The organism is Pseudomonas sp. (assembly GCF_033723075.1).
Lineage (GTDB): Bacteria > Pseudomonadota > Gammaproteobacteria > Pseudomonadales > Pseudomonadaceae > Aquipseudomonas.
The window spans coordinates 17,891-31,045 of the sequence record NZ_JAWVXU010000021.1 but is presented as its reverse complement, the minus strand read 5'-3'; the positions used below and the strand labels follow the sequence as shown (position 1 = coordinate 31,045).

The following is a 13,155-nucleotide window of genomic DNA, read 5'->3' as shown; positions in this document are numbered from 1 at the left end:
CGTGGCAGTCTGGGCTATCGCTTCGCTCATTTTTGCCGTACGGATGGACTGTCATGGATATTGCCGAATTCGCCGACCTGCTGGCCGCTTCCAGGGCCCAGCCGGAACCGCAACGCTTGCTGTTGGTGTTCGTTTCCGCCGAGCTGCCGGAAGATGCAACCGAAGAGGAACGCCAGCGCCACGCCGAGAACCAGGGCGGCTCGCTCAAGCCGGTGCTGTGCGTCGACAAGCTGCCGGACGAACTGGTGGATTTTGCCGGGCTGCTGGCCGAGTCCAGCCGCACCGGTGTGGCCTGGGACCTGGTGTTCGCCGCCGGTCTGGCCGGACGCGCAGGCATGGTGCCGAGCAGCGACGAGGCCGAGCAGCCATTGAAGATGATGGTCGGGGCCATCGAAGCCGGCAGCATCGGCAACTTCATCGCCTTCGATCGCACGGGGCAGGTGGTGAGCTTTTACTAGGCGCCTGTCCGAGAATGGCAGTCGGCCCAACCTACAAAATTTCATATTCTCGAACAGCCTCCCAGGAAGCTGTCCCCGTACTAGTGCACAAGTCGCAACAAGCAAGTCGCAACGACTTAGTGCCAAGGTTGCCTGGCTCGCTGCGCGCCCCCATGTGAAGGTCCCTGGACTGGTAAACCACAACAGGGAGGTCCGGGTGAAAGACGCAGAATTGTGCCGCTGGCTGCTGGAAGTGAACGAGCCCTGGGAGGTCAGCCGGGTTCGTGTCGATACCCACAGCCGCGAGGTGCATGCCTACCTGAGCACCGGCAAGAGCTGGTTCGGCCGCTACCTCGGCGAACAGCCCCGCTCACGCTGGCGGCATACCAATATCGGCGCCTACAAGACCTATATCCATGCCAGCCTGCCGGAGCAGGACGGCCAGCCGCCGCAAGCCTTCCTCGGGAAAAGCGCCAGCGATTTCACCCATGGCCTGGCCCGGCGGGTGATCCAGTGCCTGCAGGACGGCCTGCGCTATCGTCAGGTCTGCGCCCTGCTGGATATCGACATTCACCTCGCCTGGCAGATCAAGCACGCGATCGAGTCCGGCCAGCTGGCCGCGACGGATACGGAGCTGCGGGCACGCCTGCAACTGGACGATCCGGCGGGACAAACCGCCAGCAGCATTCCCGCCAGCGACGACCAGGCCTGGCTGCGCCTGCTGGCGCCGGATTGCCCGTTCGAGATCCGCTTGCTGAGCCTCAAACTGCTGCTGGCCCGCGCCCGCCAGGAGTTTGCCAGGGCGCATGACCCGGATATGCAGATTCTCAGGATCAATGAACTGCGGCGCTTCTTCATCAAGCACGAAAAGCATCTGGAACACGAGATCGCCCAGCTGACCAGCGACCGGCAGCAGGCCACGGAGGGCGACCAGCCATGAACGACGGCACAGCGACAAGCGCACTGCTGGATCTGCGCCAGGCCAGCGCCTTGATCGAGCGCGGCGAAACCCTGGCCATCGCCGGCCACCTCGACTGCCTGGCGGCGCTGCCCAAGGGTAACTGGATCGGCGGCACCACCCCCTACTTCATGGCGAGCGAGGGTGGCACCTGTCGACTCGACCGGGTGTTCGTCCAGCCCTTCGGCCGGCAGGCCGGCGAGATCCTCTGCTATGACCGCGAACGGCTGCCGCACATGCTCGAAGACGCCCCGGAGAATGGCTTCAGCATCGTGATTCTGCCGGCCGCCAGTGCCGTACTCGAGGACTATGCGCGCGAGGCCCCCAACTACCCCGACATGTACATCAAGCCGATTGCCGGCTGGGTCGCCGGCGTGCACCTGGATCAGCTGGGCAGCGCCCAGGCCCAGGTGATCGACGGCCGCAGCGGTCGTTGTTACACCGACCAGGCCATCGTCCTGCACATCCCCCTGCCGCCCGGCCAGACGGCCGTGGTGCATGCGGTGAACCTGTTCACGCCCGGCGCGGGGCCGACGCTGAGCTTCGACGAGACCGGCTTTGCCGCCCGCGACTGCCTGATCGATGGCGTGCGCGGCAGCCTGCTGGAGCTGATCCGCGCGCACGGCATCGACACCCGCCTGCCGCTGGTGGCCGACTACTGCGGGGCCATGATCAATGTCAGCATCCAGTCGCTGGAGTCCGAGCCGGGCCTGGTGTCCTTCTACGCGCCGGTGTTCGCCGGGGTCAACTACCGGTTCGCCGACGCGGTCGAGGACTACAGCGAGCGCTTCCTGCAGGCCATGCCCAGCGACGGCGGCCCCATCCTGTTCGGCTGCAACTGCATCCTCAACTACCTGTATTCGCAGTTGCAGGGACGCCAGACGGCGCGACTCACCGGCCCCATCACCTTCGGCGAAGTCGCCTACCAGCTGCTCAACCAGACCGCGGTCTACCTGACGCTCGAGCACAGCTGAACCGATGGCCGCGAGCTGCCGGGGTCAGGACCCGGCAGCGAAACAGTCGCGTGCCCGCTTCGGGACAGGTTATGGTTAGCGCATGCCGATCATCCGGCACAATGCTGCCGGTGTTCGCCCGCCGGCCGTCATTTTCCAGGACTCGGACGAACCTTTCGGATGCTCCCGCGAGGCCAAAAATCGGCGTGAACCCGCACCGGCGCAGCCGACGCTGCCGCCCGCCTGCCCCACCCTCAAGAGGACCGCATGCAGATCGAGCTGATCGAAATCCGCGACCACCTGCAGCGCTTCCCCCCCTTCGATGGGCTGCCCGAAGACACCCTCGACGAGATCGCCCGCCAGGTGGAGGTCGCCTACTTCAAGGCCGGTAGCGAGATCCTCAGCTTCGGCGCGGAAATCCACGATCTGCACTACGTGCGCAGCGGTGCGGTGGAGATCTACCGGCGCACCGGCGCCCTCTACAACCGTCTGACCGAGGGCGACATCTTCGGCCAGTTCGGCCTGCTGCGCGGGCACAAGGTGCGGCTGCCGGCCCGGGCCATCGAAGACAGCCTGATCTATTTCATTCCCGGCCGCCTGTTCGAGCAGCTCTGCGAGGCCCATGACTTCTTCGCCGACTTCGTCGAGGCCGAAGGCCAGTCGCGCCTGAAGTCGGCGGTGGACAGCCAGGGCAAGGCCAGCGAACTGATGAAGATCAAGGTACGCCGGCTGATCTCCCGGCAAGCGGTCAGCGTGCCCCTGGACACCTCGGTGCAACAGGCCGCCCGGGTGATGACCGAGCAGAGCGTGTCCTCCCTGGTGATCGTCGACCCGCAGGCCGGCGAATCCGAGCCCAGCGACATGGCGGCGGCCGCACAGCCCGCCCAGCTGATGGTCGGCATCGTCACCGACCGCGACCTGCGCTCCCGGGTGCTGGCCGAGGGCCTGGCTGCGAACACCCCGGTCAGCCAGGTGATGACGCCCAACCCGATCACCCTGCAGGCCGATGCCTCGGTGTTCGAAGCCATGCTGTGCATGCTGCGGCACAACATCCACCACCTGCCGGTAGTGCACCGACGGCGGCCGGTGGGGGTGATCAACCTGGCGGACATCATCAGGTACGAATCGCAGAGCAGCCTGTACCTGGTCAACAGCATCTTCAACAGACAGTCCGTGGCCGAACTCAAGGCATTGCTGCCGGATCTGCGCGCGACCTTCGTGCGCATGGTCACCGACGAGGCCAGCGCCCACATGATCGGCAGTGCCATGTCGGGTATCGGCCGCAGTTTCACCCAGCGCCTGCTGGAGCTGGCCGAGCAGCAGTTCGGCCCGCCGCCGGTACCCTACTGCTTCATGGCGCTGGGTTCCATGGCCCGCGACGAGCAATTGATCGTCACCGACCAGGACAACGCCCTGGTCCTCGACAACCGCTTCGACCCGCGGGTCCACGATGAGTATTTCCTCAAGCTGGCGACCTTCGTCAGCGACGGCCTGGCGGCCTGCGGCTACAGCTACTGCAAGGGCGGGATCATGGCCACCAACCCCCAGTGGCGCCAGCCGTTGCGGGTGTGGAAGGGCTATTTCAACCAGTGGATCGAGCGCCCCAACCCGCAGACCCTGCTCAACAGCTGCATCTTCTTCGACCTCGACAGCGTCCATGGCGAAACCGAGCTGGTCGAAAGCCTCAAGGATCTGCTCGCGGAGAAGGCCAGTCAGAACCCGCTGTTTCTCGCCAGCCTGGCGCGCAATGCCCTCAACCGCACCCCGCCGCTGGGCTTCTTCCGCACCTTCGTGATGGAAAAGGATGGCCAACAGAACAACATCATCAACCTCAAGGGCCGCGGCACCGCGCCGCTCACCGACCTGATCCGCGTGCATGCCCTGGCCTGCGGCTCCAAGGCGCAGAACTCCAACGAGCGGTTGGACGCCATCGCCGCCACCAAGCTGATGCCCCCGGAAGCCATCAGCAAGCTGCGCTACGCCCTGGAGTTCCTCTCCATCGTGCGCATTCGCCATCAGGCCATGGATCTCGAGGCCGGCCGCGAGCCGGACAACTACATCGAGCCGGAAAAGGTCTCCGCCAGCGAGCGCTACAACCTCAAGGAAGCCTTCCAGGTGCTCAGCAATGCGCAGAAATTCCTGCGCTTCCGCTACCCGGCGAGCGGCGCCCCGTGAGGCTGCCCGGTATCCAGCGAAAAATCGCCCGCGCCGTGCCAACGGATTGGCAGAGCCTCTTCGCCCGGCTCGCGCAAACGGCCAAGGACCCGCGCCTGGCCGCCTTCTATCAGGCCGGCGCGGTGGCCGCCGACACCCCGCTGGAGCAGGTGCCGCTGGTGGCGCTGGACGTGGAAACCACCGGCCTGGATTGCAGCCGCCACTCGATCGTCAGCCTCGGCCTGGTGCCCTTCAACCTGGCGCGCATCCGCTGCGGCCAGGCGCTGTACTGGGTGGTCAAGCCGGTCTCCGAGCTGAGCAGCGAGTCGGTCACCTTCCATCACATCACCCACAGCGACATCCGCGATGCACCCAGGCTGACGACTATTCTCGGCGAACTGCTGACGGCCATGGCCGGCAAGGTGATGGTGGTGCATTACCGCACGCTCGAACGCGGCTTTCTCGACCAGGCGGTACGTCAGCATCTGGGCGAGGCGCTGCACTTCCCGGTGATCGACACCATGGAACTGGAGGCCCGGCTACATCGCAGCCAGCGCCAGCCGGGTTGGCTCGACCGCCTGTTCGGCCGCCAGCCGACCTCCATCCGCCTGGCCGACAGCCGCCTGCGCTATCGCCTGCCGCTGTACCAGGCGCACCACGCCCTGACCGATGCCCTGGCCACGGCAGAGCTGTTGCAGGCGCAGGTCGCCACCCACTACTCGGCGAATACACCGGTCGGTGAGTTATGGAGTTAGGCGGGTTGCTGCGCATCATCTTGTGGAAGGGGCTTTAGCCGCGATGCTTTTGCCCCACTGGTTAAGCGCTCGCGGCTAAAGCGGTGTGCCGCCCAGCCCCTCACAAGGATTTGCTCACCGCCCACAAAAAACGCGCCCGAAGGCGCGTTTTTGCATTACCCAGGAGCAGCAGCGGTCAGCGCGGCTCGCTCATCAAGCCTTTGACGATCGACACGCAGCCCACCAGCAACACGATGGTGAACGGCAAACCGGTGGATACCGCCATGGCCTGCAGGGCCACCAGGCCACCGCCGAGCAGCAGGGCGATGGCCACCGCACCTTCCATGATCGCCCAGAAGGCCCGCTGCGGCACCGGTGCATTGACCTTGCCGCCGGCGGTGATGGTGTCGATCACCAGCGAGCCGGAGTCCGACGAGGTGACGAAGAACACGATCACCAACACGATGCCGATAAAGGAGCTGATCTCGCTCAACGGCAGCTGGCCGAGCATGACGAACAACTTCAGCTCCAGGGCCGCATCCTGCACCCCGGTGAAGCCGTCGCCGAGCAGTTGGCCGATGCCGGTGCCACCAAAGGCGGTCATCCACAACACCGACACCAGCGACGGCACCAGCAGGACGGCGATCAGGAATTCGCGCACCGTGCGGCCACGGCTGACCCGGGCGATGAACATGCCGACGAAGGGCGACCAGCTGATCCACCAGGCCCAGTAGAAGGCGGTCCAGCCCTGGCTGAAGTTGGCGTCTTCGCGACCGACGGGGTTGGACAGCTCGGGCAGATAGGCCAGGTAGCTACCCAGGTTGCTGAAGAAGCCGGTGATGATCGCCAGCGTCGGCCCGACCAGCATGATGAAGCCGAGCAACAGGATGGCCAGCACCATGTTGATTTCCGACAGGCGCTTGACCCCCTTGTCCAGGCCGGCCAGTACCGAGAGCAGGGCGATCCCGGTAATGCCGGTAATCAGCAGCACCTTGCTGACGTCGGTGGCGGGTATGCCGAACAGGTGATCGAGGCCGGCAGCCGCCTGCTCGGCGCCCAGGCCCAGGGAAGTGGCCAGGCCGAACAGGGTGGCGAACACCGCGAGGATGTCGATCAGATGCCCCGGCCAGCCCCACACCCGCTCACCGAGCAGCGGGTAGAAGATCGAGCGGATGCTCAGCGGCAGGCCCTTGTTGAAGGAGAACAACGCCAGTGCCAGCGCCACGATGGCGTAGATCGCCCAGGGATGCAGACCCCAGTGGAAGATGGTGGCCGCCATCGCCAGGCTCGCGGCTTCCTGCGCATTACCGGCGGCCGCGCCCAGCGGCGCCCAGTCGGTGCGCAGGCCATCTTCGCCGACGCTGATCCCGCCCATGGCCGAGTCCAAATGCGACATCGGCTCCCCTACGCCGTAGAACATCAGGCCGATGCCCATGCCGGCGGCGAACAGCATGGAAAACCAGCTTGCGTAGCTATGGTCTGGCGTCGCCTCCTTGCCGCCCAGGCGCACCCTGCCCAGCGGCGAAACGATCAGCCCCAGGCAGAGCAGCACGAAGATGTTGGCCGCGCCGATAAAGAACCAGGCCAGGTTGCTGGTCAGCCAGTTGCGAATAGCGCTGAAAATCGGTTCGACCTCGGCCTGCAGGGCCAGGGTCAAGACCACGAACAGCAGAATGGTCAGCGCGGAAATACTGAACACCTTGCCGTGGATATCCAGGTTGAACAGGAACCTGCCCTTGATGTTGTCCTGACCGACCACGTAGTCGGTATCGATCAGATTGGCGGCCCCACTCGGGGCCGGAATGCCACCCGGGACTTCCGCTTCTGGCTGTGGCGTCGTGTCATGCAAAGGGGGTTTTTCCATGTGGAGTTCTCCTTGAGGCATTTAACTCGCTGGCAAGCACAAGAAGGACGGATACGCCCAACTTACAACTCATCACGACCGAAAAATTTTTCGGTTAGCCGGTAAGGGTAACAGGCAAACCCCACTCCTGCCGGCCACGGGGCGTCATTCGCAGGCCAAATGCCGTCATCCTCCGACTCAGAGCTTGGCGCATGCCGCCCTGTTGGTGCCACACTGCAGGGGTAACAGATTCGCCATCCATCCGGCGTCAACGCACAGGAACCAGCATGCCCCTGGACTTCGCGATCCCCAATCTATTCGCCTACCTGATCGCCGCGATCCACGCCCTCGGCATGCTCGCGGCCGTGCATGCCGTGCTGACCGTGCGCACCGCCCAGGGCGCTCTGGCCTGGGCAATGTCGCTGTTCTTCATGCCCTACCTGACCCTGCTGCCTTACCTGGTGTTCGGCCGCAGCCGTTTCGATGCCTATATCAAGGCCCGGCGCCACGCCGACAAGCAGATGCACCAGGCCATGGCCGCGCTGAACTGGCGGCCCTGGGTCGACGAAGCCCTGAGCGCCAGCGCATCGCCGGCCTACCAGCAACTGCGCGCCCTGCCCCAGCTGGGCCGGATGCCCTGCCTGGCGAACAATCAGATCCAGTTGCTGATCGATGGCGAAGCGGCCTTCGCCGCGCTCTTCGCCGCCCTGGCCGACGCGCGCAAGGTGATCCTGCTGCAGTTCTTCATCATCCGCGACGACCGGCTCGGCCAGCGCCTGCAAGACCTGCTGCTGGAGCGCGCGGCCGCCGGCGTGCAGGTTTTCGTGCTCTATGACGGCGTCGGCAGCCACGCCCTGCCGCGCCACTTCAGCGAGAAAATGCGCACCGGCGGCATCCGGGTCCATGCCTTCGCCACCGGCGGCGGGCTGCTCAGTCGCTTCCAGCTGAACTTTCGCAACCACCGCAAGATCGTGGTGGTCGATGGCGAATGTGGCTTTCTCGGCGGACTCAATGTCGGCGACGAATACCTCGGCCACAAGCCGCCCCTGGCGCCCTGGCGCGACACCCATGTCGAAGTGCGCGGACCGGTAGTCGCCTGCCTGCAGGAATCCTTCGCCGAAGACTGGTTCTGGGCCACCCACCAATTACCCCCACTGTTGCTGCCCGAGGCCTACCCGGGCGACGGCATGCTCTGCCAGGTAATCGCCAGCGGCCCGGCCGACCCGCAGGAAACCTGCGCGCTGCTGTTCGTCGAGGCGATCCACAGCGCCCGCGAGCGGGTGTGGATCACCAGCCCCTATTTCATCCCCGACGAGGCGCTGTTCGCCGCCTTGCGCCTGGCCGTGCTGCGCGGCGTCGACGTGCGCATCCTGCTGCCGGCGCGGCCCGACCACCGGGTGGTCTACGCCGCCTCCAGCCTGTATGCCTTCGAGGCCTTGCGCGCCGGGATCCGGGTGTTTCGCTACCAGCCGGGCTTCCTGCACCAGAAGGTCATGCTGATCGACAGCAGTGTCGTCGCCATCGGCAGCGCCAACCTGGACAATCGGTCGTTCCGCCTGAATTTCGAGATCACCCTGCTGACCTTTGACCCCGACTTTGCCGCCGAGGTCGAACAGATGCTCGAAGAAGACCTGCGCAATTGCCGCGAACTGATAGGCGCCGACCGCCACAACCTGCATCGCCTACAACAGCTCGGCATGCGCGTGGCACGGCTGATCTCACCGATTCTCTAACAGGCAGCAGGCGTCTCGCCCAGCGCCTGCCGACTGCGCTGCCCACCGAGTACCCGCGAACGACGCTTTCTCACCCAGATCACCACCCCGGTCAGCGACAGCATGGCCACGGCCAACCCCAGCAGCGACACCAGGATGCGCCCCGGCAGGCCGAGAATGCGCCCGGAGTGCAGCGGGAACTGCGCCTGCATGAAGATATCCCCGGCGCTGCCGCTGCCCGGTATCAGGCTGCCCACGATGGCACCGCTCTGGCCGTCCAGGTACAGCCAGGGATTGCCCAGGCCACCGTCGCCGTGGTCGTTCTGGGCGGTGTAGAAACCGACGCCGTAGACATCGAACTCCGGCGAATAGAATACCCCGCCGGCGGGGTTCTCCAGGCCCAGGCGTGCCGCTTCGGCTGCCGCCAGACTGACCGCTTCGGCGCGGCTGATGCCCGGTTGCTTCTGCTCATCGAGGCTGACCGGGGTGCGGCTGGCAAAGGGGCTCGGGGTCAGCGGCGAGAACAGCTCGACCAGCGGCCGGGTCACCTGCACATTGAGGTTCATCGACACCGAGGTCACCGCCAGAATCAGCAGCAGGCTCCAGATCCACACCCCGCCGGAACGGTGCAGGTCGAAGTTGAGCTTGTAACCACCCTGCTGCCAGCGAAAGGCCAACGACTTGCGCCACACTCGCCAGCTGGGAAATGACAGCCAGAGGGCGACGAAGGCGTCCAGGCTCCAGACGATGGCGACAATGCCGAACAGCAGAATGCCCAGCTCGAGGCCGAAACCGTCGGGGATGTGCAGGCTGTAGTGCAGCTTGTAGAGGAACGGCATCAGGTTCTCGCGGCTCAGCGACAGCGCGCCCCACATCCGCCGGCCCTGCTCCTCGCCGGTCACCGGGTCGAGAGCCAGCTGGTTGAAATCCAGCTCATAAGCCTTGCCGGTGGCCGGATCGACGCGCGGATTGAGACTGACACCAAAGGCGTGGCCCGGCTCGGTGTACAGCGGCATAAAGCCGACCTGCACACGCGGATCGCGGGCTTCCAGCTGGGCGGCCAGGGCCTCGGGCGACTGCGCCGGCCCTTCGCTATGGGCCTCGAACAGCTGCGGGTTAAGCCACTCGTCGACCTCGTGATCCCAGGAAATAACCGCCCCGGTCAGGCCGGAGACGAACAGGAACACGGCGATAAACAGGCCGAACCAGCGATGCAGAACAACCAGGGAGGCACGCATGGGCTATCTCGTCAGGGGAGGTGGCAGCGCGCCGACAGCCTGCTCGGGCCACGGCGCGCCGGCGTTCTAGTAGTTCCAGCTGACCGTCATGCTGGCGTTGCGCGGGGCGCCGTAGAAACCCTGCTCCCAGTACAGGCTGGAGAGGTACTTCTCGTCGGTCAGGTTGTTGAGGTTGGCCGAGACGCTCCAGTTCCGGTCGATGTCGTAGGCCGCCATCAGCCCGACCAGGGCGTAGTCGTCCTGCTCGATCCGCCCGGCACTACCATCGGCCAGGGTCACGGCACGGTAGACATCGTCCTGCCAGCTCAGGTTGGCGCCCACCTTCAACTGCGGCAGGTGCGCAATGCGGTAGACGGTGGAAGCACGCAGCATGTGCTTCGGCGCGTAAGGTCGGCCATGGCTATGGTCGGCATTCTGAATGTCGACATAGGTGTAGCCGCCCATGACCTGCAGACCCGGCAGCACCTCACCGGACACTTCCAGCTCGTAGCCTTCGCTCAGGTAGTCGGCACCGTCGTAGAGCTGCTTGCCGCTGGCCGGATCGAAGCCGATGGACTCGGCGACGTTGGACTGCTTGGTCTTGAACACCGCCGCTGACACGTTCAGCTTGCCGTCGAGCAGCTCGCCCTTGATGCCCACCTCGTAGTTCTCGCCCTCGATCGGGTCCAGGCGCTGCAGGCCAGCGCCCTCTTCCTTCTGCGGGTTGAAGATTTCGGTGTAGCTGGCGTAGAGCGAGTACTGCTCGGTCAGGTCATAGACCAGGCCGGCGTAGGGCAGGATGCTGTCATCCTTGCGCTTGCGCTCCTGACCGTAGGAGAAGCCTTCGGTCTTCAGCTCGATGGCGCGGGCCCCGGCGATAAAGGTCAGCTCGTCGGTCAGACTGAAACGCGCCGCCGAGTAGAAGCTCTGCTGCTTGTCCTCATACTCGCCGCCATTTGAGCTGCCCCAGGCCGTCGGCTTCGGGAAGTCACCGTTATAGATCTCATCCGCAGGCACGGCGACGGAGAAGCCGGGAATATAGAGCGACTGCTCTTCCACCTCGGACTGGTACCAGTTGGCCCCCAGCACCAGTTCGTGTTCACGCCCGGCCAGGCTGAACGGGCCGCCGATCGATGCATCGGCGATCCACTGGCGGAAGTCGGCCGAGTACTGCGACGGATAGCCGAAGAGCCCTTCCCCGGTCAGCGCATCCGGAGTCCCGAAGACGTAGAACAGCTCCGAGTCGCTTTTCTTCTTCACGTGGGTGACGCTGCCCTTGGCCTGCCAGCCATTGGCGAAGCTGTGCGTCAGCTCGGTGAAGGTGCGCTCCTCCTGATTGTTCCACCACGACCAGTCAGCAGCAGTACTGGTGGAGCGCGACAGATCGGTCGACTTGCCAACCGAATCGAACAGCGGCAAAGCCCCCCACAACGGACTGTTGGCGTTGTTCTTGTCCAGGCTGTAGCCAATGGAGAACAGGGTGTCGGCGCTCAGATCGGCTTCGAGCACGCCGTAGAACACATTGACCTCGCGCGAGTAGCGGTCGAGGTAGGAGTTCTTGTTCTCGTGGGCGTAGACCGCTCGCCCGCGGAGATTGCCCTCGTCGGTCAACGCACCGGAGACGTCGGTCTGGATACGGCGCTTGTCCCAGGAGCCGGCAGTCACATCGACACGCGCCCGGGGCGCCAGGGTCGGCCGCTTGCGCACGAAGTTGACGGTGGCGGACGGGTTGCCGCTGCCACTCATCAGGCCGTTGGCACCCCGCAGCACCTCGATACGCTCGAAAGGAGCGAGATCAATGGCGCCATCCTGGTTGCCGGAAGAGAACGGAATACCCACGCCGTCGAACTGGAAGTTGGTGATGTCGAAGCCGCGCGAGGTGAAGTAGGTACGGTCGGTCTCGATCTCCTCGACAGTGATGCCGGGGGTAAATTTCAGCACATCGTTGATGCTGTTGAGCTGGAAGTCATCGATCTGCGCGCGGGTGATGGTGGAGATCGACTGCGGGGTCTGCCGTGGCGTCAGCTCCAGCCTGGTCGCGGCGCTGCTGGGCGCGGCCTTGTAGCTGTCGGGCGGCGTGCTGTCGGTGCTGCCGACTACGGTCTGGGCCTCGAGTTGCAGGGACTCGCCGTCGGCGGCCAGGGCATGGTTGAAACTACAAACGGCGGCGATGGCCACGGCCAGACGGGTCTTTCTGCACAACACAAGGACTCTCCCCAATGCGAATATCGAATGCCCTGCAGGGTCGTCCTTGCTTGCAGGAGGCGCTTACCAGCACACGTGCATCGGCTACCCAATCGCACCGATGCAAATGCTAATAATTATCGATTGAATTTTCGCAACAGTTTGCCGTCCCCGTCAACGCAATTGAGCTTTATTATCGCTTGCCAGTCATTATCGATGGCATACACGGATCAATGCGGTTGCAAGCCGCCGCAATCGGCCGCAATCCAGCGCGCATGGCTCTGCATGCTGCTGCTCTGGCCGCCGTAGGTGCCCTGCACCTGGGTAGTGAACTCCCTGTCGCTGAGAAAGCGCGTCTCGCCCTCGCCCTGGCCATCCGGGCAACTGAAGCGGAACTTCCACAGGCTGGCGCTGCGCTCGGTGATCTCGTGGCTACAACCGGACTTAGGGTCTTGCAGGGGAATGTCCTGGGCCTTGATCTGCGCCTCGCTCATGCAGATACGCACGCCCTGGTCACCCAGCTGCACACCCTGCCTGGCCATCATCTGCTCCATCATCTGACGCTGCTCGGGCGGCAGATTCTTCATCTGCTCGAGCATTTGTTGCATGTCCGGCAGCGCCTGGCCATCGACCTGCATATTGCTCGAGCTGATTTCCCACAGACCGGGCTGAAGCTCCTGCGCCGTGGCCAGCGCGGACAGCAGACACAGGGCCAAGGGCAGACTTTTCAATACTGAGACGCGCATGGCAAGACTCCATAGGTTCGCTATCGACCCTGCAAGCGTAGGTTGAGTTAGCGACCCAGGTCGGCGGTTGATGAAAACCCGGTGCGCACAGCGCGACCTGCGGGGTCACGTTTTCGCGATGGATCTGCAGGTATGCGTCCAGACGCGCCGGGCGCCCGGCCATTTTGCCTGCAACCGACACCCAACTGCCTGACAACGACCGGCGCAGCCGCGCCCC

Annotated in this window: 10 protein-coding genes; 6 read left to right on the top strand and 4 right to left on the bottom strand. The window is 64.7% G+C overall.

The annotated features are described in order from the left end of the window. Positions 1-53: 53 nt before the first annotated feature. From R3355_RS20320 to R3355_RS20300, 5 genes are all read left to right on the top strand, one after another. Positions 54-458, top strand: coding sequence for a ribonucleotide reductase subunit alpha (locus R3355_RS20320; RefSeq protein ID WP_318946326.1), 405 nt, complete (start codon positions 54-56; stop codon positions 456-458). Positions 459-654: 196 nt separating this feature from the next. Then, positions 655-1,377 (top strand): hypothetical protein, encoded by a 723-nt coding sequence (locus R3355_RS20315; RefSeq protein ID WP_318962841.1) that lies wholly within the window; start codon positions 655-657, stop codon positions 1,375-1,377. Next, positions 1,374-2,369: a DUF6976 family protein gene (locus R3355_RS20310; RefSeq protein WP_318962840.1), complete on the top strand. Its 996-nt coding sequence runs from the start codon at positions 1,374-1,376 to the stop codon at positions 2,367-2,369. The genes R3355_RS20315 and R3355_RS20310 overlap by 4 nt, the downstream gene beginning before the upstream one ends. Positions 2,370-2,615: 246 nt before the next feature. Beyond that, positions 2,616-4,523, top strand: coding sequence for a DUF294 nucleotidyltransferase-like domain-containing protein (locus R3355_RS20305; protein WP_318962839.1), 1,908 nt, complete (start codon positions 2,616-2,618; stop codon positions 4,521-4,523). 23 nt (positions 4,524-4,546) lie between these two features. Further along, positions 4,547-5,257: a 3'-5' exonuclease gene (locus R3355_RS20300; protein ID WP_413243549.1), complete on the top strand. Its 711-nt coding sequence runs from the start codon at positions 4,547-4,549 to the stop codon at positions 5,255-5,257. Between the two features lie 175 nt (positions 5,258-5,432). On the opposite strand, the gene R3355_RS20295 is transcribed toward R3355_RS20300, so the two are convergent. Continuing rightward, complete coding sequence (locus R3355_RS20295; RefSeq protein ID WP_318962837.1) at positions 5,433-7,100, bottom strand: BCCT family transporter; 1,668 nt, start codon at positions 7,098-7,100, stop codon at positions 5,433-5,435. Positions 7,101-7,366: 266 nt separating this feature from the next. On the opposite strand from R3355_RS20295, the gene cls reads away from it, so the two are divergent. Continuing rightward, entirely contained in the window at positions 7,367-8,812 is a 1,446-nt protein-coding gene (gene cls, locus R3355_RS20290) for a cardiolipin synthase (RefSeq protein ID WP_413243547.1), read from the top strand. On the opposite strand, the gene R3355_RS20285 is transcribed toward cls, so the two are convergent. The 3 genes from R3355_RS20285 to R3355_RS20275 all read right to left on the bottom strand — a co-directional run bounded on the left by R3355_RS20285 (position 8,809) and on the right by R3355_RS20275 (position 12,938). Then, the gene (locus R3355_RS20285; RefSeq protein WP_318962836.1) at positions 8,809-10,029 is read right to left on the bottom strand and encodes a PepSY-associated TM helix domain-containing protein; all 1,221 of its coding nucleotides are present in this window, start codon (positions 10,027-10,029) and stop codon (positions 8,809-8,811) included. The genes cls and R3355_RS20285 overlap by 4 nt on opposite strands. Positions 10,030-10,095: 66 nt before the next feature. Then, complete coding sequence (locus R3355_RS20280; protein ID WP_318962834.1) at positions 10,096-12,213, bottom strand: TonB-dependent siderophore receptor; 2,118 nt, start codon at positions 12,211-12,213, stop codon at positions 10,096-10,098. A 209-nt stretch (positions 12,214-12,422) separates the two neighbouring features. Continuing rightward, positions 12,423-12,938, bottom strand: coding sequence for a DUF3617 domain-containing protein (locus tag R3355_RS20275; RefSeq protein WP_318962833.1), 516 nt, complete (start codon positions 12,936-12,938; stop codon positions 12,423-12,425). Positions 12,939-13,155: the final 217 nt, after the last annotated feature.